Genomic DNA, 24,955 nt, shown 5'->3' with positions numbered 1-24,955 from the left:
CGGCGCGGTACTACGCTGCGTTCTGTCGCTTGCGGAAGGTGCTGAACTGGAATTTCTGCACGCTTCCCCATGGGGTAACATGCTCGTGCCGGGCATGGCCGATAAGCGAGAACCGGTCGCCGAGCAGTGCCGAAAGGCTCTCCCCGTCATGCCGCACCACCGGCAAGCCACTGCATTTTTCCGGGCCATCCGGCGCGAACGTTCCGATAACGGCGACGCCCCCGGCGACCAGCGCCCGATCAATGGCCTTGGCATAGCGCGCCTGATCATCCGCTCCCGTCAGGAAATGCAACGCGGCACGGTCATGCCAGAAGTCATAGGGGCGATCAGGCTCCCATTGGGTGACATCGGCAGCGATCCAGCCGACATTGTTGGCCTCAGGCAGGCGAGCACGGACAATGTCGAGTGCCGCCTGCGACAGGTCCAGCACGCTCACCCATGCCTGGCCACGCGCCACCAACGCATCCACCAGCCGTGAGGCACCACCCCCGATATCGACAAGCGCGTGCTCCTGGCCAAGGCCTGCGGCATCAAGAAGTCCAAGCGAATAGGCGGGGCTCTCCTCGAACCAGGACACCTCGTCCTCGCCCTTGGTGGAATAAACCCCCTGCCAATGGTCTTGGCGCTCGCTCACATCACCGCCCCGACCTGCCAGGGCACAAATTCATTGTCGCCATAGCCCAGCGTCTCGGACTTGGTCCGCTCGCCCGAGGCGACCTTGAGCACGTGCTCGAAGATTTCCTGCCCCTTGGCCTCGATGGAAACACCCTCGACGATATCGCCGCAATTGATGTCCATATCCTCGCTCATACGGGCATACATGTCCGAGTTGGTCGCCAGCTTGATCGAAGGAACAGGCTTGCAGCCATAGGCCGAGCCGCGCCCGGTGGTGAAGGTCAGCACATTGGCCCCACCGGCCACCTGCCCCGTGGCGGACACAGGATCAAAGCCAGGCGTGTCCATAAACACAAAGCCCTTCTCGGTGACCTTTTCGGCATATTCATAAACCGCCGCCAGCGGTGTAGAGCCACCCTTGGCGGTGGCGCCGAGCGACTTCTCAAGAATGGTGGTCAGCCCGCCCAGCTTGTTGCCCGGCGAGGGATTGTTGTTCATCTCCCCGCCATTGCGACGCGTGTAGTCTTCCCACCACTTGATGCGTTCGAGCAGCTTTTCGCCCACTTCGCGCGTCACCGCGCGGCGGGTCAGCATGTGTTCAGCACCATAGACTTCCGGCGTTTCCGAAAGAATAGCCGTACCGCCATGCTTGACCAGCGTATCGACCGCCACGCCCAGCGCCGGATTGGCGGTAATGCCCGAATAGCCATCCGACCCGCCGCATTGCAGCGCCAGGGTGAGATGACTGGCATCCACCGTTTCGCGTCTTGCCTTTGCTGCCACTGGCAGCATCTCCTTGATGCGCTCGACCCCCCACTCGATCATCTTGCGCGTGCCGCCGATCTCCTGGATCGTCATGGTCTGGAACGTGTCGGTCTCAGAAAGGTTATAGGCTTCCTTCATCCGGTCGATCTGGAAGGCCTCGCACCCCAGGCCCACCAGCAGCGCCGCGCCCAGATTGGGGTTTGAGGTATAGCCCCACTGCGTGCGCCGGAAAATCTGATAGCCCTCGCCCGAGAGATCCATGGCGCAGCCAGTGCCATGAACGAATGGGATCACCCCATCAATCTCCGGGTAGTCGTCCAAAACGCCCGAGCGGTTGATCGCTTCGGCCATGAATTTGGCGACGGTCGCCGAGCAGTTCACCGAGGTCAGGATACCGACATAATTGCGCGTCCCCACCGAGCCATTGGCGCGCTTATAGCCTTGAAAGGTCGCCCGCTGGCTGGCCTCGACCATCTCAACCGGCACCGCGCCCTCGGCAAAGGCATACTCATGCGCGAGCGACCCATCGGGTCCACCCATGCCGCAATTGTGCTCATGCACCCAATCGCCCGGCGCGATCCCTTCCTTGGCAAAGCCGATGATCTGGCCGAATTTGACCACAGCCTCGCCCGCCGCAATCGGGCGCGTGGCGAATTTGTGCCCGCGCGGCACCCGGCGGATGATGGCAACACCCTCGGGCGTGCCGGTGCCCACCTCGAGATTGGCCAGCGCTACCGCAATATTGTCGGCGGCGTTCAGCACCAGGGTCTTGCCTTGCGGCTGGGTCACTTGCTCATTCATCGATAGGGGCCTTTGGCAGTCGGTTCTCAACGCTTTACGCCAGAGGATAATCTCGTCAGATTGCGCACGCGCTTCGAGAGGTCCGGCATTGTCTTTCAAGACATCACTAACTAACATGTTAGCATGAAAACGGAAGCCAGTCCCTACCAATTTCTAGGACAAGCAGGCGATTTCTCGCGCGGCACGGTTACGCTTGACGTGACCAATGCCCTGCGCCAGGCCATTGTCACCCTGGCCCTGCCGCCCGGCACCATGCTGGACAAATCCGCCATTTGCAGCCAATTGGGCGTCTCGCGCTTCCCGGTCAGCGAGGCGCTGGCCCGGCTGGCCGAGGAAGGGCTGGTCGATATCGCGCCGCAGCGCGGCTCTACCGTGTCACTGGTCAAAATCGCCGATGTGCGCGAATACATGCTCATCCGCAAGGGTCTCGAAAGCGAGGCCCTGCGTGTTCTGATCGGCAAGCACGACACTGAAGTGATAGCGGCGCTGCACGCCAATATGGCCGCCCAGCGCGAGGCCGCATCACGCGATGACGCGGAAACCTTCCACCAGATCGACGTCGATTTTCACGACATCATCTTTCGCTCCATGCGGCTGACCAAGGTCAAATCGATTATCGACAAGGCCCGCGCCAATCTCGATCGCGCCCGGCGCCTCATCATCACCCCGCGCCGGCTCAACCATACCATTGCCGAGCATCAGGCGATCTTTGACGGCATCTTGGCCGCCGACGCGCCTCAGGCCATTGCCGCCATTCGCGCCCATATTGACGCGGTCATGGTGGAGCTGTTCGCCTTCGCCCAGGAGCAACCGGCGCTGTTTGCCGATGGGGCCGAATTCACCACCGCAGACAATGATTTTCCTTTCGGCTAACCAAGAGACCTCTTTCATCAATGCTCAAGAATATCCCGCCCCTGCTTGGCCCCGAATTGCTCTCCACCCTGCGTGCAATGGGCCACGGCGACGAGATTGCCATCGTCGACGCCAACTTCCCTGCCGAGTTCCTCGGTCCATCCGTGATCCGGGCCGACGGCATTGCCGCCACTGACATTCTGGATGCGGTGCTGACCGTGATGCCGCTCGATGATTTTGTCGACGAATCCGCCATCGGCATGGCCGTTGTCGGCGATGCGTCCGCCGTCCCGCCGATCTTCGGGGAGTTCGAGGCGCTCATTGCCCGCCACGAGCCAACCCGGCGCTTCTCCACCATTGAGCGTTTTGCCTTTTACGATCGCGCCAGCAAGGCCGCCGCTCTCGTGCAGACCGGCGAAGCGCGGCTCTATGGCAACATCATACTCAAGAAGGGCGTCATTCGACCCGAAGGCTGACGGATTCCGTCCGGGCCGCCCTCGACAGGCTAACATGTTAGCTCTATGACGCCGACAAACCACTTGGAGGACTCCTGCAATGAAACTGCTTCGCGTCGGCGCCAAGGGCGCTGAAAAGCCCGCCATTCTTGCTGAAGATGGCTCGATCCGCGACCTCACCGGCGTCGTGGCGGACATTGGCGGGGCAACCCTGCTGCCCGAGGGTCTGGAAATTATTGCCGGCACCGACATCGCCTCGCTGCCCACGCTGTCTGCCGATGAGCGCATCGGCCCCTGCGTGGCCAATGTCGGAAAGTTCATCTGCATCGGGCTGAACTATGCCGACCATGCCGCCGAAACCGGCGCGCCGATCCCGGAAGAGCCGATCATCTTCATGAAGGCCACCAGCGCCATCATCGGCCCCAATGACGATGTCATCATTCCCAAGAATGCCATCAAGCCCGATTGGGAAGTCGAGTTGGCCGTCGTCATCGGCAAGGAGGCCCGCTATGTCGAGGAAGCCGATGCCATGGACCATGTCGCCGGCTATTGCGTCTGCAATGACGTCTCCGAGCGCCATTTCCAGATCGAGCGCGGCGGCACCTGGGACAAGGGCAAGGGCGCCGATACCTTCGGTCCGATCGGTCCGTGGCTGGTGACCAAGGACGAGGTGGCCGATCCGCAGAACCTCAAGATGTGGCTCGAAGTTGATGGCAAGCGCTATCAGGACGGCTCAACCAATACCATGATCTTTGGCGTCGCCAAGGTCGTGTCCTACGTCTCCCAGTTCATGAGCCTGCAGCCGGGCGACATCATCACCACCGGCACCCCGCCGGGCGTCGGCATGGGCATCAAGCCCGAGCCGGTCTGGCTTCAGCCGGGCAATGTGATGCGCCTCGGCATCGAAGGCCTCGGCGAGCAGACCCAGAACGTCAAGGCCTACAGCGCCTGAGTTCTGCTGTGCGCCCATCCCCTTGACGAGAGGGACAACCCGCGCAGGGAACTAAATCTGCGGGCCCGTCAGGCGGGTCCGCGCACCTTGCTCACCTCCGACGATCCCGCACAGTGCCCGGCGCCTCGAACGGTGCCTGTCAGCCTCGTGCTGGCCTCACCTGCCTTTCTGCCCCTAGGCGGCGATAGAAAACTGGCAGAGAATTATCGCACCGGCGCACGACCGGGACCAAGGCTTACCTTGTGGCCGGACCGTAGGACCGCTATGGCCCTCATTCGGGAACTGGGGGAGACCATGACCATTTTCGACAACACGCTCGATGCCGATGGCGCGCTCATCGTCGGTGCCGGCCTTGCCGGTCTGTTCACCGCGCTCAAGCTGGCGCCGCGCCCGGTCACGGTGCTTTCCCCCAAACCGCTGGGCATGGGCGCATCCTCAGCCTGGGCACAGGGGGGCGTGGCGGCAGCGATTGGGCAGGGCGATAGCCCTCGCGCCCACGCCCATGACACCGAAATGGCCGGCGCCGGCATTGTCGACCACGGCACCGCCGAAGGGGTCACGGCTGAGGCCGTGGCGCGCATCGAAGACCTGGCCCGCTGGGGCACCCCTTTCGATCGCGACGATTTCGGCAATTTCGAACTCGGCCGCGAAGCGGCTCATTCCGCCAACCGCATCGTCAAGGTCGAGGGCGACCGCGCCGGCTGGGCCATCATGCAGGCCATCATCGCCGAGGTCAGGCGTACCCCGTCCATTCGCGTTGTCGAAGGCATCACCGCCCTCAGCCTTGCCCGCGACAATGGCCGTATTGTCGGCGTCTATTGCCGACGCCTGGGCGACCGCTATTCCGAACCCATCTATATCCGCGCCCGCGCCACCATCCTCGCCGCCGGCGGCCTCGGCGGACTATACGCGGTTACCACCAACCCCCCCGGCGTACGTGGCCACGCCATGGGCATGGCGGCCCGCGCTGGCGCCATCATCGCTGATCCCGAATTCGTCCAGTTCCACCCCACCGCCATTGCCACTGGCGCCGACCCGGCCCCGCTCGCGACCGAGGCCTTGCGCGGCGAAGGCGCCATCCTGCTCAATGATCTGGGTGAGCGCTTCATGCCCGCCATCCATCCCGACGCAGAACTGGCACCGCGCGACATCGTTGCCCGCGCCAATTTCCGCCAGATCCAGTCGGGCCGCAGGGTCTTTCTTGATACCAGGGAAGTCCTGGGCGCAGACATCCTCACGCGTTTTCCAACCGTTTCAAAATATTGCCACGACGCTGGCATCGACCCGGTCAACGGCGTGATCCCGGTCACCCCCGCCGCCCATTTCCACATGGGCGGGGTCAAGGTGGATGAGCGTGGCCGCTCCTCTTTGCCCGGCCTCTGGGTCTGCGGGGAAGCCAGTTGCACAGGGCTGCATGGCGCCAACCGCCTGGCCTCCAATTCCCTGCTCGAAGCCGTGGTCTATGGCGCCCGCATTGCCGTGGATATCGGCGGCCTGGAGCCAGCCCGGGAACTGACCCCCTTCAAGGGTATCGAGTGGGATGACGCCGAAGGCAACAAGGCCGAGGAGGTCCTGCGCAACACCATCGCGGTGCAGGAATTGCGGCGGATCATGAGCGATTTGGTCGGTGTCGAGCGGGACGCGGAGGGCCTCAAAACCGCGCTCCGCCAGATCGCCCATCTCGAAGCCACCGCCGAACAGGTCACCAGCGCCTATCTCAACATGACGACTTCGGCCACCCTCGTTGCTGCGGCAGCCCTCAAGCGTACTGAGAGCAGAGGCGGTCATTTTCGTCTGGATTATCCCGAACCGAACGAAAACTGGGAACTGCACACCGAAATGACGCTCGGCGAGGCGCTGGCCATTCGGGCCGGGGCTTGATCACTCTGCCAGCAGATATGTCGCCAGCGCCGTCAAATCCGCATCGGCCCAGTGTGACGTTGAATCGGCAATCACCTCGCCCATCGCGCCACCCAATACATCAAAGCCCGGCGTAAACCCGTCCTTGAGCGTCTGCACCAGGGTTGGCACATCGTAACCCTCCGCCACCAGGGCTGCGGCTGTAATATCGGGCGCCCGCCCGCCCGTGCCGCCGGGTGACCCGGTCAGCGCCCTGTCCCATTCCAGCGCGCCCAGCGCGTTGCGCGGCGTATGGCAGGCAACGCAATGAGCCGGCCCATAGGCCAGGTACATACCGCGATTATAGCCCTCGGTTTGCCCCTCTTCGGGCTCAAACCGGTCGGGCGAAAAGAACAGGTTCTTCCAGCCGGCCATGGCCAGCCGGATGTTGAACGGAAAGGGTATCTCGCTCTCAGGCGCCGGTTCGCTGACAGGCTCGGTGGCCATCAGCGCCGCATAGAGATCGGCAATCTCCTGGTCGCTCATCAGCGTGTAGTTCTCATAGGGGAAGGCCGGGTAGAGATGGCCTTGGGGGCCCATGCCATTGCTCATCGCATCGGCAAATTGCGCCAGCGTCCAGCCGCCGATACCAGCATCGGGATCAGAGGTGATGTTGGGCGGAACAAAGGTGCCGAACGGTGTTTCAAGACCTGCTCCGCCCGAGAGATAGGCGCGACCTGAAGCGGCATCGGTGTGGCAGGCTACGCACCCGCCAAGGCGGATGAGATAGTTGCCCCGTTCCACGTTACCGACCACGTCGAGGTCGCGGGCCGGCCCGGCGACGGGCTTGAGCAGGAAGGCACTGGTCCCGACCCCGATTACCGCGATCGCGACTGCCGTCCACCAACGTTTCCGCATGCCGATCCCCCTGGCTGCCCGCTGAGCGGATCAGACCAGAACCCGCCAGGGGGTGCAATCGGCATTCACATCAAGACGCCGCGAGGTCGAGCAACTCGGCGATCTTGTCCTTGCGCGTTTCGGCCACCAGCCGCCCAAGCTCGCTATTGCCGCGCATCAGCACCAGCGTCGAGCGGCGCGGAATGGCCAGATTGCGCACCAGTTCGCCATTGCCGTAATCGTCCCAGTCGACCCGCAGGATAGGGATGGCCGCATAGGCTTCGCTTTCACCCTGCAAGGCGTCGAGTACCCGCTGCTGCGCCGCACAGGTCGGGCACCAGGTGGCGTGGAAATTGATGAGATAGGGCACGCCGCTCGCGGCCAGCCCCTCAAGTTCGTTGCCGGTATAGTCGATGAATTCCAGCGCGCTTGCATGGCCTGCGGCCAGTACCGATGCGCTGAGCCCGGCAAGGCCGGCGAGCAGATGGCGGCGGGTAATCATGTTGTCCTCCCTAGATGCTGACGGACAGATCGACCAGCCAGGCCGGCAAGACGCCGAGCGCCCAGGCTTCGAGCAATCTGTCGATGCGGAAAATTATGCCCAGGCCCACGACGATGAGCCCGAACCCCAGAATGGTCTTGGCATGCGGCGCAACCTGCATGAGAAAGGCCCGCCGGCCCGAAAGTGCGGCCCTCGTGCCATAGGCTAGCGCCAGCACAATGCTGGCCGCGCCCAGTGCGAAAAAAACCATGATCAGCCCGGCATAAAACAGGTCTTCGCCCTGCGCTGCCAGCCCGATCGCGCCACCCAGCGTCGGCCCGATACAGGGCGACCAGGCCAGGCCCAGCAGGGCGCCGGCGGCGGCCTCGCCCCAAAGCCCGCGGCCTTCTACCTGCCCGAGCAATCGTGTGCTGCCGCTTGCCGTAGCCCCGGCGAGCCGCGAGAACTGCGCCTGCAAAGGCGGGGTCAGCATGACAAGGCCAAAACCCAGCATGGCCCAACCCGCGCCCAGCGTAATCGCCTCCTGCGGCAGTCCGAGCGCCCGCGTCAGGGCAAATGCACCAAGTCCGGCTAGCGTAAAGCTGACCGCCATGCCGCCGGCCATGGCCACTGGCGCCAACCGGTGCCGCGCCAGGGCACTCGCCCCGATCAGCGGCAGCAGGGGCAACACGCAGGGATTGATCAGCGTCAGCAGGCCCGCTGCATAGGCCAGAACCAGATCGAACACATCCGCTCCCAATTGGCTTTCTTCATCGCATTATACGGAGAGCGGTGCGGAAAAGTTACGAGCGCCTGGTCAAGGCCGCGTGATCAGGCAGCAAGGACGGCGTCGACCTCGGCCCGGCTCGGGGGCTGACAGCCGATCCGGCCACAATTGATCCCCGCAACCACAGCGCCAAAGCGCAGCATGGCGGTCAATTGTTCAGCATCCAGCGCCGCCAGGCCACCCGGCTTGAGCGCACCGGCTTCGCCCAGCCAGGTCAAAATGCCCGCCATCAGGCTGTCGCCTGCCCCCACCGTATCGCCAAACACCTCCGGCCTGTGGATCGGGGCAGCGGCGTCCGCAGTGCGGGAAAAGGCGCGCGAACCCGCCTCGCCCATGGTGACCACCACCAGTTCGCAATTGGGTCGCGCCAACAGTGCGGCGGCATGATCTTCAACGCTCTTGCCCGGTTCGAGCCACGCATGGTCCTCGTCCGACAGCTTGACCAGATGCGCCTTGTCCAGAAACTGGCCCAGCCGCGCCCGGTAACCGGCCTCGTCCTCTATGAGCTTGTCGCGCACATTGATGTCGATGGAGACCGTCGCCCCCCGTGCAGTGGCCGCATCGACCACATCGCTCCAGATCGCGGCATCCTCTTCCAGGATCGGACAAAATCCGCCGATCTGATAGAGTTCGACCGCCTGCGGCAGCGCGGCCAACAGACCCTCGCGGGTGAGGGCGCGGTCGGCACCGCGCTCGAACACATAGCTCGCCTGCATCTTCGCATTGAAGCTGACAATGGCCTTGGTCGTGGGCGCCGCAACCCGATCCTTGAGCAGTACAGCAACGCCCGCCTCCGCCAATGGCGCCAGTAGCATGTCGCCATATTCGTCCTGGCTGATCGGGCAGAGAAAGCCGGCTTCATTGCCCAGCTTGGAAAGGGCAATGGCGCAATTCAACGGCGACCCGCCCGCATGCGCCACCCGCTCAGCACCCGGCTCGGCCGATACCGGCACCAGATCGATCAGGCTTTCGCCTCCCACAACGAACATGCATTCCTCCCAGGCACTGGCATCGAGCGGCTGCATACCACTTTCGTATCAGATGTCACCAGCGCGATGCGGCAAACTCCCGCATTTCCGCCACAATCACATTGACCCACCGAACGGATAATGCTCAATCGGTTCAGGCAAAGGCGCGAAAAGTGCCGGTCTGAACTGCGGGGAACTGAGGAGGCGCATTTTTATGCAAGCGCTCGCCGTGCTGGTCCGGGTGATCAGCGCCATCAACTGGCTTGTTGGCCAGGTATTGTCGTGGCTTGCACTGGCCTGTGTGCTGGTGTGTTTCACGGTTGTTGTGCAGCGCTATGTGTTCAGCACCTCGACGCTGTGGATGCAGGATCTTTATGTCTGGCTCGGTGGCGCCATGTTTACCGGGGTGGCCGGGTTTGCCCTGCTGCGCAATGACCATGTGCGGGTAGATGTGTTCTACCGTCCCGCCCCGGCCCGCCGCAAAGCCATTGCCGATCTGATCGGCGTGGTGATCTTCCTCCTGCCCTATGTCTATGTGGTCTGGACCTATGGCTATCCGGCGGTGGCCCGCTCCTGGGGCTATATGGAAGGTTCGGCCAATATTGGCGGCATGCCGGGGCTGTTTATCCTGAAGAGCTTCATCCTGGTCTTTGCCGTGCTGGTCGGCCTGCAGGGTCTGGCCATGGCCGCCCGCGCCATTCTGGTGCTGGCCGGCAAGGAAGATCTCCTGCCGCCGCATCTGCGCTATGAAAACCCCGACGACAATGACCATCCCGCCGGAGAGATTGCCTGATGGATCCCGTGCTACTCGGCGAGATCCTCTCGGCCGTCATGTTCTTTGGCGTCATCGGCGTGCTCATGCTGGGCTTTCCGGTGGCCTTTTCGCTGGCCGGCACCGCGCTGATCTTCGGTCTGGTCGGCTGGTGGCTGGGGGTTTATGACCCCTCCAATTATGGCTCGCTGGCGGGCCGCTATATCGGGTTGATGACCAATGAAGTGCTGGTCGCCGTGCCGCTCTTCATTTTCATGGGCGTCGTGCTCGAACGAAGCGGCATCGCCGAGCAATTGTTGCTCACCATGGGCAAGCTGTTTGGCAATCTGCGCGGCGGGCTGGGCCTGTCGGTCATCGTCGTTGGCGCCCTGCTCGCTGCCTCGACCGGTGTCGTCGGCGCCACCGTCGTCACCATGGGGCTGATTTCCCTGCCTGCCATGCTGCGGGCCGGTTACGATCCCAAACTGGCCACAGGCGTCATCTGCGCCTCGGGCACGCTGGGCCAGATCATCCCGCCCTCGACCGTGCTCATCTTCATGGGCGACATGCTGGCCGGCATCAATTCCCAGGTGCAGATGGAAAAGGGCAATTTTGCCCCCGAGCCGGTCTCGGTTGGCGCCCTGTTTGCCGGCGCCATCCTGCCCGGCCTGCTGCTGGTCGGGCTCTATGCCGCCTACATGATTTTCAAGGCGATCACCGACCCCAAATCCTGCCCCGCTACCCCGGTCCCCGAAGACGAAAAAGCCGGGCTGACGCGCGAAGTCTTCGTTGCCCTGGTGCCGCCGCTGCTGCTGATCATCGCCGTGCTCGGCTCGATCCTGGGCGGCGTCGCCACCCCCACCGAAGCGGCCTCGGTCGGCTCGGTCGGCGCCATGCTGCTGGCCCTTCTGCGCCGCCGCATCAACTTCTCCATCCTGCGCCAGGCCGTCATTTCCACCGCCACCATCACCTCGATGGTGTTCATCATCCTGTTCGGTGCGGCGGTGTTCTCCATCGTCTTCCGCATGATGGGCGGCGACAATCTGGTGCATGAATTCCTCTCCTCCATGCCGGGCGGGGCCATCGGCGCCATGATCGTCGTCATGCTGATCATGTTCCTGCTCGGCTTCATCCTCGACACCTTCGAGATCATCTTCATCGTCATCCCGATCACCGCCCCGGTGCTCTTGGCGCTCGATGTCGATCCGATCTGGCTCGGGGTCATGGTGGGCGTAAACCTGCAGACCAGCTTCCTCACCCCGCCCTTCGGCTTTGCCCTCTTCTACCTGCGCGGTGTCGCCTCCAATGCCGTATCGACCGGCGCCATCTATCGCGGCGCCATACCCTTCGTGATCCTGCAACTGATCGGCATCGCCCTGCTCTTCGCCTTCCCCCAGCTCATCACCTGGTTGCCCGACGTGCTGTACTGACCGCAGAACTCAGAGCCAAAATAACGGGGGCCGGACGGATAACCGTCCGGCCCTTTCATTTGGCCCGCTTGACCGCTTCGTCAGTCCTCGTCGGGACCGATCAGTCCCTGGTCGATAACGTAGCGGGTGAGGCCTGCAGTCGTGGCGATGCCGAGCTTTTTCTTGATGTGCTTGCGGTGGGTTTCCACCGTCCGCACCGAGATATCGAGGCTGACGGCAATATCCTTGTTGGACTGGCCCTGCGCCAGAAGCAGCAAGACAGCCTGCTCGCGGGTGGAGAGCGGCATATTGGCGGCCGGTTTGGCGCTCTTGTTGAGGATCGCGTCGGCCACGCCCGAGGAAAAATACGTGTCCCCGCCGGCGACTGTCTCGATGGCATTGATGATCTCGCTGGTCGACACGTCCTTGAGAATATAGCCGGAGGCGCCATACATGACCGCAGTCGAAATATATTCGCGGCTGTCATGCATGGAAAGCATCAGGAGGCGCGTCCGCGGCAACCGTTCGCGGAACAGTTCGACCGCATCCAGCCCGCTCAATTCGGGCATGTTGATATCGAGCAGGACCACGTCGGCCCCGTCACTTTCGGCCAGGGCCAGGGCGGCTCTTGCCGAGCCGACGGCGCCGACGACGCGGATATGCCCATAGGTCTCGATGACGGAACGGATGCCTTCGAGCACGAGCGGATGATCATCGCAGATGATGACGCGGATGGGGGCGGGCGATGTCATGCCGGGACCGGTTCGATTCTTTGGGTGAGGTAGATGGATTTGGGCAAGCGGGCCCGCAATGTGGTGCCACGGGGCGAGGTCCGGACATCAAGCGAGCCGCCGAAATGCTCCATGCGCTCCTGCATGTTGCGCAGGCCCAGCCCGCCCAGGCGCCCCTTGCCATCGCGATCGGCAAAGCCGCGACCATTGTCCTCGATCAGCAATTGCGCGCCGCCACCACTGCTGGTGAGGACGATCCGCACTGCGCTGGCTTGGGCATGCCGCTCGATATTGGTCAGCGCTTCCTGGGCAACGCGATAAAGCGCGGTGCGCGCCTCGGGCAGGATCACGTTCTTGAAGGCCACGGTCCTGAGGTCCACGGCAATGCCGCTGCGTTCCGAGAAATTGCCGGTAAGCGCCTCCAACGCGGCGGACAGGCCCAGATCATCGAGCAGGCCCGGACGCAGATCATGGGAGATGCGGCGCACCTCCTTGATGGCGCTGTTAAGGCCATTGGCCCCCCGCTCGATGATCGCGGCGGTATCGTCCGCACCCGACCTGACCTTGGCCAGCGCCAGATCGAGCATATAGCGGGCTGCCACCATGGATTGGGAAATGCCGTCATGCAGTTCCCTGGCAATGCGCGCCCGCTCTTCTTCCTGGGCGTCAATGACGCGCTGGGTCAGTTCCTTGAGCCGGCCATCCGCCAGGCGCCGTTCATGCATGGTGATGACGAAGCCGGCGAGGAAAACCGCAATGACGCTGGGAATAGTAATGGCCGCGACGATAAGGAAGGTGGTGTTGATATGGGAAATCAGGTCCGCCTCGGCCGCCGCCGTCAGGGCATAGACATCATCGAGATAGACGCCCGTGCCCAGCATCCAGCGCCATTTTTCCAGACCCACCGCAAAAGAGAGTTTGTCGGCCACTGTGCCGGTCGAGGGTTTCTCCCATTTGTACTGATGCAGGCCGCCGCCTTCCTTGGCCCGCTCGATCAGGTAATAGATGACACGATTGCCATCCGGATCGGTCAGGTCCATCCAGTTCTGGCCATGCCGGAATTGCTGGCGCGGATGGACGATGTTCACCCCGTCATAGTCATAAGCGAAAAAGTAGCCATCCGGTCCATAGTCGAGGCTCGAGAGGATTTCCTGCACCTGGCGCTTGGCCGCCTCGTCATCGGGTCCGGCGGCTTCATAAATGTCCGAAATGGCTGAGATTGCCATATTGGTGAGGTTGAGAAGCTCGTTTTCCTTGGCCTTGAGCAGGCTCCGCTCAAAGGTGGCCAGGCTCGCCCGCGACAATTCCGTCGACTGCAGGGTGACAAGCCCGGTGATCGCCAGGATCGCCAACACCAGCGGCACCACGGCGAGGGCCAGGATTTTCTGTCTCAAATTCATGGGCGCCAGCCTCCATCGAGCGCGGATAATAGCACGATCCGGCGCCACGCCCTGCGTAGTAGTGGGTAGTTTCCGCCGCGAAAAGAGGTCTGCATGGAGCGCTGCCACTGGACAGGTCCGCCCACTGCGTTATCTCTAAGCTGCGCGCATGTCTTGGAAATCGCCGCTTCGGCGTCCGGCATGCGGAAAAACGATGCGGCCCCCTGTGCCGCACATTTTCTGTCTGGGAGGACAATTCATGAAGAGACGCGAATTCTTCAAGCAGGCTTCGGTTGCCACGATCGGCGCTGCGGCCGCGGCCACGCTGGCCACCCCGGCGATTGCCCAGGGCAATATCACGTGGCGCATGGTCACCACCTGGCCCAAGAACTTTCCGGGTCTGGGTGTTGGCGCGCAGAAGCTGGCCGATCGCATCACCAAGGCCTCCGGCGGTCGCCTGACCGTGCAGGTGTTTGCTGCCGGTGAAATGGTGCCGGGCCTGCAGGCGCTGGACGCCGTGATCGATGGTTCGGCCGAAATGAGCCATGGCGCCGCCTATTACTGGCAGAACAAGAGCCAGGGCCTGTCGTTCTTCACCGGCGTGCCGTTCGGCATGACCAATCGCGAGCTGGGTGCCTGGGTGCGCTATCTCGGCGGTCAGGAGAAGTGGGACCAGATTTACGACCAGTTTGGCGTGCAGGGCTTTCTCTCGGGCGATACCGGCACCCAGGCAGGTGGCTGGTTCAAGAACGAGCTGACCGGGGTGTCCGACATTCAGGGCCTGCGCTTCCGGACCCCGGGTCTGGGCGGCCAGGTGTGGAGCAAGCTGGGCGCTTCGGTGACCAATCTGGCTGCCGGCGAGATCTTTGCCGCGCTGCAGTCCGGCACGCTGGACGCGGCCGAATTCGTTGGCCCCTATAACGATCTGGCGCTCGGCTTCCATCAGGTCGCCAAGAACTACTATTTCCCGAGCTTCGTCGAGCCCGGTCTGGCTACCGAGCTGGTGGTCGACAAGGCCAAGTTCCAGGAACTGCCCGAAGACCTGCAGGAAATCGTCCGCATCGCCACACAGGCGTCCTATGACGATGTGTCCTCGGACATGTATGCCAATGATCCACGTGCCCTGCAGGCGCTGGTCGACGAGCATGGTGTTCAGGTCCGCCAGTTCCCCGAGGAAATCATCGAGGCCGGCGCCAATGCTTCGATGGAACTGATTTCGGAAATCCGCGAAAGCGGCGATGCGCTGACTAAGGAAACCGCCGAGAGCTTCATCTCCGCCTTCAAACTGCTGCGCCAGCGCACCGAGGGCACCGACATGCCGTTCCTGGTGGCCCGCGAAAAGTACATCAAGTACGACTAATCGCAGGACGCTTCGGCGATCAGATCGAGACCCCGCAGCCCAGGTTGCGGGGTCTTTTATGTTTGGGCATGGCTGGTGATCGACCACGTGCCTTGCCCGGAGCGTTTGGGGATGCTTTAGGAGCGCTTTGTTTTCTGCGGCGCAATGCGCCGCGCACTCCAGGCCTCTCCCATGATCAAACTCGACAACATCTCCAAGCAGAACGGCAAGCAGATTGTCTTCATCGAAGCCTCTGCCGCGCTGCAGAAGGGGGAGAAGATCGGGTTGGTGGGCCCTAATGGAGCCGGCAAGACCACACTGTTCCGGATGATCACCGGCGAGGAGCCGCCCGATGAGGGGCAGGTGTCGGTCGATCGGGGCACGTCCATTGGTTATTTCAGCCAGGATGTGGGCGAGATGAGCGGGCAATCGGTGGTCAGCGCCGTGATGGACGGGGCCGGACCGGTCAGTGAGCTGAGGGCTGAGATGGCCGTTCTGGAGGCTGATATGGCCGACCCGGACAAGGCCGATGCGATGGACGCCATTATCGAGCGCTATGGCGAGGTGCAGGGACGCTTTCAGGAACTGGACGGTTATTCGCTCGATGGCCGGGCGCGCGAAGTGCTGGCGGGGCTGGGTTTTTCGGCCGAGATGATGGATGGCGATGTCGGCGCTCTCTCCGGCGGCTGGAAAATGCGGGTGGCGCTGGCGCGGATCCTGCTCATGAAGCCCGACGTGCTGCTGCTCGATGAGCCGAGCAACCATCTCGACCTTGAAAGCCTGATCTGGCTGGAGAGCTTCCTCAACAATTATAGCGGCGCGATTTTGATGACGTCGCACGACCGGGCCTTCATGAACCGGATCGTCAACAAGATCATCGAGATCGATGCCGGGGTCTTGACCAGCTACACCGGCGATTATGACTTCTACCAGGGTCAGCGCGAGATCGCCGATCGCAACCAGCAGGCCCAGTTCGAGCGGCAGCAGGCCATGCTGGCCAAGGAAATCGCCTTTATCGAGCGGTTCAAGGCCCGCGCCAGCCACGCCGCGCAGGTGCAGAGCCGGGTGAAAAAACTCGACAAGATCGACCGGGTCGAGCCGCCCAAAAGGCGGCAGACCGTGGCCTTCGAATTCCGTCCCGCGCCGCGTTCGGGCGAGGACATCGTGCGAATCGAGAAGGTCAAGAAAGCCTATGGCAGCCGCTCGATCTATGACGGGCTGGATTTCCATGTGCGGCGGCGTGAGCGCTGGTGCATTCTGGGGGTCAATGGCGCGGGCAAGTCGACACTGCTCAAGCTTGTGACCGGAGCAGCCGAACCCGATGCGGGGTCAGTGTCGCGCGGTCCGAGCGTGAAGCTGGGTTATTTCGCCCAGCACGCCATGGATGGCATCGACGGTGACATGACGATTTTCCAGACGCTGGAAGCCGCCTTTCCGCAGGCCGGGCAGGCGCCCTTGCGCGCGCTGGCAGGGTGTTTCGGCTTTTCCGGCGACGACATTGAAAAGAAATGCCGGGTGCTCTCGGGCGGCGAGAAAGCGCGGCTGGCCATGGCGTTGATCCTGTTCGATCCGCCGAACTTCCTGGTGCTGGACGAGCCGACCAACCATCTCGACATCCAGACCAAGCAGATGTTGATCGAGGCGCTGTCAAACTTCGAAGGCACCATGCTGTTTGTCAGCCACGACCGGCATTTTCTGGCAGCGCTGTCCAATCGCGTGCTCGAGCTGACGCCGGAGGGCGTTCACACCTATGGCGGCGGCTATAGCGAATATGTGCAGGCGACCGGGCAGGAAGCGCCGGGGCTGCGCGGCTAGTCCAGATCCTACCAGGGCAGTGGCTGACCTGTGTGGTCGAGCATGCGGCCATTGTCCGCGGCGCGAAGATTGTCGATAACGCCGAGCAGCCGTGCGGCTGCGAATTCTGCGGTTACGGGGTCATGGCCGGAGGCTGTGAAGGGCGCCGAGAGCGGCGTGGCGACCGTCCCTGGATGCAGCGTCACACAGAAGGCGTCAGGGCGGTTGCGTTGCAGTTCGATGGCGGCGGTGTGGATCAACTGGTGCAGCGCCGCCTTGGCCGCGCGGTAGCCGTACCAGCCGCCCAGGCGATTGTCGCCGATGCTGCCGACCTTGGCCGAGAGCGCCGCAAATACGGCTTTGCCTTCCCGCGGCAATAGCGGCAGGAAATGCTTGGCGACAAGGGCCGGGCCGGTGGCGTTGACCGCGAAGCTGCGGGCCAACCGGGCCGCATCGAGTTGGCGCCAGGATTTCTCCGGCTGCAATCCCTCATCATCATGGAGAAGCCCCGTAGCGACGATGACGAGCCGGATCGGAATGTTGTGTTGATGAACGCGGTGAGCAACCTTGGCGATCGAGGCCTCATCGGTCAGGTCAAGGCCATCGGCGCGGCGCGAAAAGCCCAACACAGCACCAAATTGATTGCCGTCTGACAGGGCCTCGACAAGAGCCCTGCCAATGCCGCCGTTGGCACCAATCACAACGGCAAGGCCACCCACCGGAAAAGACTTCAAGTCAGTCATGACTGCGCCTCCTTGCCTGCACTACGCAAGCCGAGGGTGGGCAGTTCATTTGCCTGCCGGCATGGGGGAGGAGGGCCGAATGGCCTTCCAGCCCCTATCACGACTTCAGTACAGATGGTCCTCTAGTACAGCACGTCCGGCAGCCAGGTGATGAGCTGGGGGAAGGCGAAGAGCAGGGCAATGCCGATCAGTTGCAGGATGACGAAGGGAATGGCGCCGCGATAGATGGCGCCGGTCGAGACCGCGTTGGAGGCCACGCCGCGCAGGTAAAACAGGGCAAAGCCGAAGGGCGGGGTGAGGAAGCTGGTTTGCAGGTTCACGCCCACCATGACGCCGAGCCAGATCGGATCGACATCGAGCGCCAGAAGCACCGGGGCGGTGATCGGGATGACGATGAAGATGATCTCAAAGGTGTCGAGGATGAAGCCCAGCAGGAACATGATGAACATGACGACGATCATGGCGCCGATGGCCCCACCCGGCATGGAGGAGAGGAATTCATGCACCAGATTGTCGCCGCCCATCATGCGGAAGACGATGGAGAACACCGCCGCACCGAACAGGATGATGAACACCATCGAGGTGATGGTGGCGGTGGAAATGACGGCCTGGCGCAGGATGGAGAAGTTGATGCGGCGGCGCAGCAGGGCCAGCAGCATGGCGCCGACCGAGCCGACCGAGGCCGCTTCGGTGGGGGTGGCGACGCCGCCCAGGATCGAGCCGAGAACGGCGATGATCAGCAGCAGCGGCGGCACCAGGGCAACGAAGACTTCGCGCATCAGCCCGGCTTTTTCGTCCTCGGGGACCGGTGTGGCGGGGCAGGATTTGGGATCGGTGATGGCCTTGAAAATCATGAAGGCGGCATAGAGCCCGACCAGCAGCAGGCCGGGCAGGATGGCGCCGGCAAACAGGGCGCCAACCGAGACCGGCTCGGGCGCAAAATTGCCCTTTTCCATCTGCACCTGGGAATTGATGCCGGCCAGCATGTCGCCCATGAAGATCAGCACGGTCGAGGGCGGGATGATCTGGCCCAGCGTGCCCGAGGCGCAGATGACGCCGGTGGCCAGTTTGGGATCATAGCCGGCCCGCAGCATGGCAGGCAGGGAAATCAGGCCCATGGTGACGACGGTGGCGCCGACCACGCCGGTCGAGGCAGCAAGCAGCGCGCCAACGACGATGACCGACAGGCCCAGCCCGCCGCGCAGATTGCCAAACAGCTTGCCCATGGTGAGCAACAATTGCTCGGCGATGCCGCTTCGTTCGAGCACGACGCCCATGAAAATGAAGAGCGGCACGGCGACCAGCACTTCATTGGTCATCAACCCGATATAGCGGCCCGCCAGCGAGCCATAATTGGAGGGGTCATAAACCCCCAGCCACCAGCCGACCAGACCGAAGATCAGCGCGGTTCCAGCCAGCGAAAAGGCCACCGGAAAGCCCAGCATGAGCACGCCGATGACGCCAAAGAACATGACGGCCGAGAGAATCTCGCCAAGCAGTACGGGATCCATCAGGCAATCTCTCCGGCGGGATGGTCATTGTCGTCGGGGTTTTCATAGCGCAGATGCGGCGGCAGGAGATCTTGCTTGCCGGCCAGCACCAGAATGGCGCGCGCGGCCATGGCCAGGCCCTGCAGGCCGACCAGCACGGCAAAGACCAGGATGAAGCTTTTCAGGATGAACAGCCCCGGCATGCCGCCAATATTGGCCGAACCTTCCATATAGCCCCAGGAGCGGGCCACCGCCGGGTAGCCATAGGTCCAGACCACATAGACATAGGGCAGGAGGAAGATCACCACGCCGATCAGGTCGGCAATGGCTTTGCGGCGGGCCGGTGCGGGACGGTAGAACACATCTACCCGCACATGGTCATTGCGCAGCAGGGCAAACCCGGCCACCCCGGTAAACATGGCGCCACCGAGCCAGACATAAAGATCCTGCATCCACAGCGTCGAGGTGCTGAACACATAGCGCTGCACAACAACCGTGAAACACACCAGAACACAGGCCAGTGCAAGCCACGACAATACCTGGCCAACAAGCCAGTTCAAGCCGCCAATCAGGCGCGTGAACGCCGCCAATATCTGCATTCAATCCCTCCCTGCCCGCTCTTTTCCGGCGGACCCGGGACCGATAGGACGGAGACTGGTCCGCCATCAATAGCCTGCAGAGGCTCTTGGCCGACAAAGCGACCGCCACCCCGTAAAACTGGGTAGAGCGCCTGCTCCTAAAAAAACCGTCCCTTTCGGGATTAAAGCGACCTCAGCGGTGTTTGTGGTTCTGGAGGCCGCCTTCAGGCCTCGCAACAGGAAGGACATCCCATGCAATTCCGTTCGCTTCTCGCCGGCGCCACAGCGCTGGCTATGCTGTCCACCCCGCTCATGGCCGCCGAATATCTGGGCGGCGCGGTCATCTCGACCGACATCGGCGGCCAGATGGTCCTGACCGATGCCGATGGCATGACGCTCTATATTTTCGACAAGGACGAGCCGGGCGTCTCCAATTGCTATGACACCTGCGCGGAAAAATGGCCGCCGCTCTTTGCTGATGACGCTGCCACGGCCGAAGGCGATTTCTCCATCGTCGAGCGCACCGATGGCACCAGAATGTGGGCCTATAAGGACATGCCGCTTTACTATTGGGTCGAGGACATGAACCCAGGCGACACCACGGGTGACGGCGTTGGCGGCGTCTGGCATCTTGCCATTGAATAGATAGAGCGGTTCCGCTCGGGATAACTTTGGCGTGGTCGATTTTCTCGATGAGCTCGAAGCCTGCGTACCGGCCCTGCGCCGCTATGCCCGCGCGCTCACTCGCAATATCGACCATGCCGATGATCTGGTGCAGGACTGCCTGGAGCGCGCCATTTCCCGCCGGGGCCTGTTTCGCCCCAGCGGTCCCATGCGGCCCTGGCTTTTCACCATCCTCGTCAATCTGCATCGCAATGCGCGCCGCACCGAGCAACGCCGTGGCAAGCATCTGGACGCCGACAGCCTGCCCGATCTGGGCACGCCGGCGCCGCAACACAGTCATCTGGCACTGGCCGAACTCTCCCGCGCCATCGATGACCTGCCGCTTGAACAGAAGGAAACGCTGCTACTGGTTACCCTCGAAGGCATGGCCTATGCCGAGGCCGCAAGCATTCTCGATATTCCCCTGGGCACGCTGATGAGCCGGCTGGGCCGCGCTCGCGCCAGTCTGCGTCAATCGACCGGCGAGACCCAGGAACCGCATCTAAGGTCGGTCAAATAATGGACGTCACCCGCGATAAGTTGATGGCCTATCTCGACGGACAGCTCGATGGTGACGCCCGCGCCGCCGTCGAGGCCTGGCTGGCCGACAACCCCGATGCCGCCATCGAACTGGCGCAATTGCAGCGACAGAACGAAGCCATCGATGCCCTGTTTGGACAGGTCGCGACCGAGCCGGTCCCGCCTCGCCTCAATGCCCACCGCCTCGCCCTGAGCCAATCCCGGCGGCGTTGGCAAAGTGCGGGGCGGGCCGCCATGATTGTGGGCGTTCTGGGCATCGGCATGGCCGCCGGCTGGTTGCTGAGGCCGGTCGCGGACAATCCCGCTCTCTACAATCGTCTGATTGCCGATGCTGTCAGCGCCCACACCGTCTTCGTGTCGGAAAACCGGCACGCCGTGGAAGTGGGCAGCGACGAAACCGACCATCTCTCGAACTGGCTGTCCAATCGGCTCGGCACCGGGCTGGCTATGCCCGATCTTGCAACCGCCGGCTTCAATTTCCTGGGCGGACGCCTGCTGCCCGCACCCGCCATTCCCGGCGGCCGCGCGGCCCAGCTAATGTATGAGGATAGTGCCGGCGAGCGGGTTACGCTCTATATCACGCCCAGGAGCGGCATCGATGGTCCCAATATTGAACTGGTACGCCTTGGCAGCGACAACGCGCTGTACTGGGCCAATGCTACCATCACCTGCACCATTGTCGGCCCGCAATCCGCCGAGACCCTGCAAGACCTCGCCGACAGCGTCTTCGCGCAATTGACACCGTCTTCGCCGCCGGGCGCCGGCTATCGCCCCATTTAGCCGCGGGGCTTTGGTGCATTCCGGGGCGGCAGGTCGTTGGAATAGATGTTGTGCAGGCCCATATTGAGAATGTCGCGTTCGCCGCAGAGCGCCATGGTCGTGTCGAGTTCCTTGCGCATTATTTCGAGCACCCGCGTCACGCCCGCTTCGCCCCCGGCACCCAAACCATAGAGCATGGGCCGGCCGATAAAGGTGGATTTCGCCCCATAGGCCAGCGCCTTGAGCACGTCCTGCCCGCTGCGAATACCGCTATCGAGATAGACCTCGGTCTTGTTGCCGACCCGATCGACAATTTCGGGCAGCACGCGAATGGTCGATGGTGCCCCATCGAGCTGCCGCCCGCCATGATTGGAGACCACGATGGCATCGGCGCCATTGTCCACCGCCGCCTGTGCATCATCGGCGTCAAGCACGCCCTTGACGATCACCGGACCGCCGAAGCGCTCCTTGATCCATTTGACGTCACCCCAGTTGAGCGTCGGGTCGAACTGCGAAGCTGTCCAGGCCGAGAGCGAGGCGAGGTCATGGTCGCCCCCGACATGACCCACGATATTGCGGAACGTATGCCGCTTGGTCCCCAGCATGCGCAGGCACCAGAGCGGATGCTGCATCATCTGCCAGATTGAATAGGGCGTGAATTTGGGCGGCGTCGCCAGCCCGTTCTTGATGTCCTTGTGCCGCTGCCCGAGGATCTGCAGATCCATGGTCAGCACCAGCGCCGAGCACTTGGCGGCCTTGGCGCGGTCGATCAGCCGATTGATGAAGTCGCGGTCGCGCATCACATAGAGCTGAAACCAGAACGGCGCCGAAGTGTTTTCGGCAATGTCCTCGATCGAGCAGACGCTCATGGTCGAAAGTGAGAAGGGAACTCCGAACCTTTCCGCTGCCCTGGCCGCCTTGATCTCGCCGTCGGCTGTCTGCATGCCGCCGGTCGCAGCCGGGGCAATGGCGATCGGCATGGCGATTTCCTGGCCCAGCATCTTCACCTTGAGATTGCGCCCCTCAAGGTTCACCGCCACCTTCTGGTTAAGCTTGATCTTGCCAAAATCGCTCTCGTTCTCGCGATAGGTGCCTTCGGTGTATGACCCGCTATCGGCATATTCGAAGAACATCTTTGGCACACGCCGATGCGCCAGCCGCTTCATTTCCTCAACAGTCAGGACCTTGTCGATAGCGGTCATTCTGGGCTCTCCGGTGTGCGTGGGGCCTGCCTATCAACTAACATGTTAGTAGTCAATCTGACTTAGGATCGCCGCCCGCGCCCCACGACCAGCGTCGCAAACACCACGCAGAACCCGAAGACCACCATGGCGCCTGCCAACACATGCGCGCGCTCCCATTCGAGCCGCTCGACGAAGTCGTAGATGGCAATGGACAGCACCTTGGTCTGTCCCGGAATATTGCCGCCAATCATCAGCACGACACCGAACTCGCCCATGGTATGGGCAAAGCTCATGACCGCCCCCACCAGGTAGCCGGGCCGGGCCAGCGGCAACTCGATGCGCCAGAAGCGCAGCGTTCGCGACGCCCCGAGCGTGTCGGCCACTTCAAGCACTTCGGTCTCGATCGCTGCAAAGGCATTGCGCAGCGGCTGCACCATGAAGGGCAGCGAGGCGATCACCCCGCCAACAACCAGGCCAGGAAATGAGAAGGCCAGCGTCCTCGCCCCCCACAATCCTGCAATCCATCCCCCGGGCCCATTCGGCCCCAGCGCCAGCAGCAGGTAAAAGCCCAGCACCGTCGGCGGCAGCACCAGCGGCAGCGTCACCAGCGCCCCCACCGCATTGCGTCCCTGTCCCTCTCCCTGCGCCAGCCACCGGGCGACCGGCGTGGCAATGACAATCAGGATCAGGGTGACGCAAAGCGCCAGCGCCAGGGTCAGCAGAACGGGCGAAAGCAGTGGGCTGAGATCCATCAGGGAACAGAATAGCCCGCCGCTTCGATCACTGCCACGGCTTCCTTGCTCTGCAAGAATTCCAGAAAGGCCAACGCTGCCGGATTGTCAGCCCCCTCATTGAGCAGCACGGCCCCCTGCGCAATGGGGCTGTGATAGATCTCGGGCACCAGCCAGAATCCGTCTTTGTCCAGCACCTGGCTGGCCGCGACGAACCCCAGTTCGGCATTGCCGCTTTCGACAAATTGCAGCGTCTGCGCGATGTTCGCGCCGGTCACCAGTCGCGATGCTATGGCATCATAAAGCCCCAGTGCGGCCAGCGTTTCAACCGCCGCTCGCCCATAGGGTGCCGCGTCAGGGTCCGCTATGGCGATTCTGGTAAACTCCCCCGAGAAAAGCGTCGCTTCCGCACCAAGACCGGGCGCATACAGCGCCAGCCGTCCCTCGGCATAAACAGTTAAACTCTCCGCGACCGCCAAACCGTCCGCAACCGCCCTTGCCGGACGCGCCGTGTCGGCCGCCAGCAACACATCGAACGGCGCCGCTTGGCTGATCTGCGCAAAAAGCTGCCCGGTCGCGCCAAAGCTGAAAACCACCTTGTGACCGGTATCGGCCTCGAACAGCGGCGCCAGTTCTTCTGCTACCGCGGTGAAGTTGGCAGCCACCGCAACATGGGCGGTCTCAGAAAAAACGGGCACCGCACTCATAAGCCACATCACGGCGAGGAGCGTGATCCCACCGGCACCACCGACCCAGCCCCTCCCCCTGTCAGGGGGAGGCGGGGTGGGGGTATCCGGGACCAAATAACCTACCCCTTGAGCGCGCTCGCTTCCCTGGCCAGCGCCTCGATCCGAGAAAAATCCCCACTCGCCAGCGCGTCAGCCGGCATGATCCAGCTGCCGCCCACGCAGATGACGTTTGGCAGCGCCAGATAGGTCTTGGCCTTGACCGGGTCGATGCCGCCGGTCGGGCAGAAAGTAATGTCGGGCAGCGGCGAGGCGAACGCCTTGAGCACCGGTGCACCGCCCAGCGCTTCGGCTGGGAAGAATTTGAGGAAGCTGTAGCCGCGCTCGGCCGCCGCCATCGCCTCGGTCGGCGTGCCAATACCGGGCAGCAAGGGAATGGCCACATCCTCGGCCGCATCGAGCAGGCGTGGCGAGGCACCGGGCGACACCATGAAACGGCATCCTGCATCCACCGAACTCTTCATATGCGCGCCATTGCGCACCGTGCCCGAACCGACAATGGCGCCGCTCACCTTGGCCATTTCTTCCATGACCTTGAGGGCATTGGGGGTGCGCAGCGTCACTTCCAGCACTGGCAATCCGCCCGCCACCAGTGCTTCGGCCAAAGGTCTGGCCTGGCTCACATCGTCCAGAATGATGACCGGCACCACCGGCGCAAGCGAAAGAATGGAGCGAATGGCGTTGGCGTCCTGCGGCATGGCTTTGA

26 protein-coding genes are annotated in these 24,955 nt (G+C 62.9%); 11 read left to right on the top strand and 15 right to left on the bottom strand.

Going from position 1 to position 24,955, the window contains the following annotated elements; translation table 11 throughout:
* Window positions 1–10 precede the first annotated feature (10 nt).
* Both ACE4RL_RS05015 and ACE4RL_RS05010 read right to left on the bottom strand, forming a co-directional pair.
* Window positions 11–634, bottom strand: coding sequence for a class I SAM-dependent methyltransferase (locus tag ACE4RL_RS05015; protein ID WP_375599426.1), 624 nt, complete (start codon window positions 632–634; stop codon window positions 11–13).
* The gene (locus ACE4RL_RS05010; RefSeq protein WP_375599425.1) at window positions 631–2,181 is read right to left on the bottom strand and encodes a UxaA family hydrolase; all 1,551 of its coding nucleotides are present in this window, start codon (window positions 2,179–2,181) and stop codon (window positions 631–633) included. Before ACE4RL_RS05010 ends, ACE4RL_RS05015 begins: the two co-directional genes overlap by 4 nt.
* Before the next feature lie 123 nt (window positions 2,182–2,304).
* On the opposite strand from ACE4RL_RS05010, the gene ACE4RL_RS05005 reads away from it, so the two are divergent.
* From ACE4RL_RS05005 to ACE4RL_RS04990, 4 genes are all read left to right on the top strand, one after another.
* Window positions 2,305–3,054 (top strand): GntR family transcriptional regulator, encoded by a 750-nt coding sequence (locus ACE4RL_RS05005; RefSeq protein WP_375599424.1) that lies wholly within the window; start codon window positions 2,305–2,307, stop codon window positions 3,052–3,054.
* Between the two features lie 20 nt (window positions 3,055–3,074).
* On the top strand, window positions 3,075–3,509 hold the full coding sequence (locus ACE4RL_RS05000; protein WP_375599423.1) for an RbsD/FucU family protein: 435 nt from the start codon (window positions 3,075–3,077) through the stop codon (window positions 3,507–3,509).
* Window positions 3,510–3,588: 79 nt separating this feature from the next.
* Window positions 3,589–4,440, top strand: a complete 852-nt coding sequence (locus ACE4RL_RS04995) for a fumarylacetoacetate hydrolase family protein (protein WP_375599422.1) — start codon at window positions 3,589–3,591, stop codon at window positions 4,438–4,440.
* A 264-nt stretch (window positions 4,441–4,704) separates the two neighbouring features.
* Window positions 4,705–6,321, top strand: a complete 1,617-nt coding sequence (locus ACE4RL_RS04990) for an L-aspartate oxidase (RefSeq protein WP_375599421.1) — start codon at window positions 4,705–4,707, stop codon at window positions 6,319–6,321.
* Here ACE4RL_RS04990 and ACE4RL_RS04985 read toward each other — a convergent pair whose 3' ends face one another.
* From ACE4RL_RS04985 to ACE4RL_RS04970, 4 genes are all read right to left on the bottom strand, one after another.
* Window positions 6,322–7,197, bottom strand: a complete 876-nt coding sequence (locus ACE4RL_RS04985; protein ID WP_375599420.1) for a cytochrome C — start codon at window positions 7,195–7,197, stop codon at window positions 6,322–6,324. It lies immediately after the preceding gene.
* Window positions 7,198–7,267: 70 nt separating this feature from the next.
* On the bottom strand, window positions 7,268–7,678 hold the full coding sequence (locus ACE4RL_RS04980) for a thioredoxin family protein (RefSeq protein ID WP_375599419.1): 411 nt from the start codon (window positions 7,676–7,678) through the stop codon (window positions 7,268–7,270).
* Between the two features lie 10 nt (window positions 7,679–7,688).
* Complete coding sequence (locus tag ACE4RL_RS04975) at window positions 7,689–8,405, bottom strand: cytochrome c biogenesis CcdA family protein (RefSeq protein WP_375599418.1); 717 nt, start codon at window positions 8,403–8,405, stop codon at window positions 7,689–7,691.
* 83 nt (window positions 8,406–8,488) lie between these two features.
* Window positions 8,489–9,433, bottom strand: a complete 945-nt coding sequence (locus tag ACE4RL_RS04970; RefSeq protein WP_375599417.1) for a carbohydrate kinase — start codon at window positions 9,431–9,433, stop codon at window positions 8,489–8,491.
* A gap of 193 nt (window positions 9,434–9,626) precedes the next feature.
* On the opposite strand from ACE4RL_RS04970, the gene ACE4RL_RS04965 reads away from it, so the two are divergent.
* Complete coding sequence (locus tag ACE4RL_RS04965) at window positions 9,627–10,205, top strand: TRAP transporter small permease subunit (RefSeq protein ID WP_375599416.1); 579 nt, start codon at window positions 9,627–9,629, stop codon at window positions 10,203–10,205.
* Window positions 10,205–11,593, top strand: a complete 1,389-nt coding sequence (locus ACE4RL_RS04960) for a TRAP transporter large permease subunit (protein WP_375599415.1) — start codon at window positions 10,205–10,207, stop codon at window positions 11,591–11,593. Before ACE4RL_RS04965 ends, ACE4RL_RS04960 begins: the two co-directional genes overlap by 1 nt.
* 80 nt (window positions 11,594–11,673) lie before the next feature.
* Here the strand turns inward: ACE4RL_RS04960 and ACE4RL_RS04955 are convergent, their stop codons facing one another.
* Both ACE4RL_RS04955 and ACE4RL_RS04950 read right to left on the bottom strand, forming a co-directional pair.
* Window positions 11,674–12,324 (bottom strand): response regulator, encoded by a 651-nt coding sequence (locus ACE4RL_RS04955; protein ID WP_375599414.1) that lies wholly within the window; start codon window positions 12,322–12,324, stop codon window positions 11,674–11,676.
* Window positions 12,321–13,703 carry a cache domain-containing protein gene (locus tag ACE4RL_RS04950; protein ID WP_375599413.1) on the bottom strand — a complete coding sequence of 461 codons (1,383 nt, stop codon included), beginning with the start codon at window positions 13,701–13,703 and terminating at the stop codon, window positions 12,321–12,323. Before ACE4RL_RS04950 ends, ACE4RL_RS04955 begins: the two co-directional genes overlap by 4 nt.
* Before the next feature lie 238 nt (window positions 13,704–13,941).
* Between ACE4RL_RS04950 and ACE4RL_RS04945 the strand changes: the two genes are divergently transcribed.
* Together ACE4RL_RS04945 and ACE4RL_RS04940 are read left to right on the top strand one after the other, a co-directional pair.
* Window positions 13,942–15,042 carry a TRAP transporter substrate-binding protein gene (locus tag ACE4RL_RS04945; RefSeq protein WP_375599412.1) on the top strand — a complete coding sequence of 367 codons (1,101 nt, stop codon included), beginning with the start codon at window positions 13,942–13,944 and terminating at the stop codon, window positions 15,040–15,042.
* Between the two features lie 171 nt (window positions 15,043–15,213).
* Entirely contained in the window at window positions 15,214–16,836 is a 1,623-nt protein-coding gene (locus ACE4RL_RS04940; protein ID WP_375599411.1) for an ABC-F family ATP-binding cassette domain-containing protein, read from the top strand.
* Window positions 16,837–16,844: 8 nt separating this feature from the next.
* Here the strand turns inward: ACE4RL_RS04940 and ACE4RL_RS04935 are convergent, their stop codons facing one another.
* The 3 genes from ACE4RL_RS04935 to ACE4RL_RS04925 all read right to left on the bottom strand — a co-directional run bounded on the left by ACE4RL_RS04935 (window position 16,845) and on the right by ACE4RL_RS04925 (window position 19,647).
* Window positions 16,845–17,558, bottom strand: a complete 714-nt coding sequence (locus tag ACE4RL_RS04935; RefSeq protein ID WP_375599410.1) for an SDR family NAD(P)-dependent oxidoreductase — start codon at window positions 17,556–17,558, stop codon at window positions 16,845–16,847.
* Between the two features lie 122 nt (window positions 17,559–17,680).
* Window positions 17,681–19,069, bottom strand: a complete 1,389-nt coding sequence (locus tag ACE4RL_RS04930) for a TRAP transporter large permease subunit (protein WP_375599409.1) — start codon at window positions 19,067–19,069, stop codon at window positions 17,681–17,683.
* Window positions 19,069–19,647, bottom strand: a complete 579-nt coding sequence (locus tag ACE4RL_RS04925; protein ID WP_375599408.1) for a TRAP transporter small permease subunit — start codon at window positions 19,645–19,647, stop codon at window positions 19,069–19,071. The genes ACE4RL_RS04930 and ACE4RL_RS04925 overlap by 1 nt, the downstream gene beginning before the upstream one ends.
* A gap of 231 nt (window positions 19,648–19,878) precedes the next feature.
* Between ACE4RL_RS04925 and ACE4RL_RS04920 the strand changes: the two genes are divergently transcribed.
* From ACE4RL_RS04920 to ACE4RL_RS04910, 3 genes are read left to right on the top strand one after another with little or no spacing between them, the layout of a single operon-like run.
* Window positions 19,879–20,271, top strand: a complete 393-nt coding sequence (locus ACE4RL_RS04920; RefSeq protein WP_375599407.1) for a hypothetical protein — start codon at window positions 19,879–19,881, stop codon at window positions 20,269–20,271.
* 31 nt (window positions 20,272–20,302) lie between these two features.
* Complete coding sequence (locus ACE4RL_RS04915) at window positions 20,303–20,809, top strand: sigma-70 family RNA polymerase sigma factor (RefSeq protein WP_375599406.1); 507 nt, start codon at window positions 20,303–20,305, stop codon at window positions 20,807–20,809.
* Complete coding sequence (locus ACE4RL_RS04910) at window positions 20,809–21,609, top strand: anti-sigma factor family protein (protein ID WP_375599405.1); 801 nt, start codon at window positions 20,809–20,811, stop codon at window positions 21,607–21,609. The genes ACE4RL_RS04915 and ACE4RL_RS04910 overlap by 1 nt, the downstream gene beginning before the upstream one ends.
* Here the strand turns inward: ACE4RL_RS04910 and ACE4RL_RS04905 are convergent.
* The 4 genes from ACE4RL_RS04905 to eda all read right to left on the bottom strand — a co-directional run bounded on the left by ACE4RL_RS04905 (window position 21,606) and on the right by eda (window position 24,947).
* Window positions 21,606–22,790 (bottom strand): L-lactate dehydrogenase, encoded by a 1,185-nt coding sequence (locus ACE4RL_RS04905; protein WP_375599404.1) that lies wholly within the window; start codon window positions 22,788–22,790, stop codon window positions 21,606–21,608. The genes ACE4RL_RS04910 and ACE4RL_RS04905 overlap by 4 nt on opposite strands.
* Window positions 22,791–22,852: 62 nt before the next feature.
* On the bottom strand, window positions 22,853–23,524 hold the full coding sequence (modB, locus tag ACE4RL_RS04900) for a molybdate ABC transporter permease subunit (protein ID WP_375599403.1): 672 nt from the start codon (window positions 23,522–23,524) through the stop codon (window positions 22,853–22,855).
* Window positions 23,524–24,210: a molybdate ABC transporter substrate-binding protein gene (modA, locus tag ACE4RL_RS04895; protein ID WP_375599402.1), complete on the bottom strand. Its 687-nt coding sequence runs from the start codon at window positions 24,208–24,210 to the stop codon at window positions 23,524–23,526. The genes modB and modA overlap by 1 nt, the downstream gene beginning before the upstream one ends.
* 101 nt (window positions 24,211–24,311) lie before the next feature.
* Complete coding sequence (eda, locus tag ACE4RL_RS04890; protein ID WP_375599401.1) at window positions 24,312–24,947, bottom strand: bifunctional 4-hydroxy-2-oxoglutarate aldolase/2-dehydro-3-deoxy-phosphogluconate aldolase; 636 nt, start codon at window positions 24,945–24,947, stop codon at window positions 24,312–24,314.
* Window positions 24,948–24,955 lie beyond the last annotated feature (8 nt).

This window comes from Devosia polycyclovorans (assembly GCF_042181575.1).
In the GTDB taxonomy this organism is placed as follows: domain Bacteria; phylum Pseudomonadota; class Alphaproteobacteria; order Rhizobiales; family Devosiaceae; genus Devosia; species Devosia polycyclovorans.
Note: the sequence above shows the minus strand (reverse complement) of the source record. Positions and strands in the feature narration are given on the sequence as shown.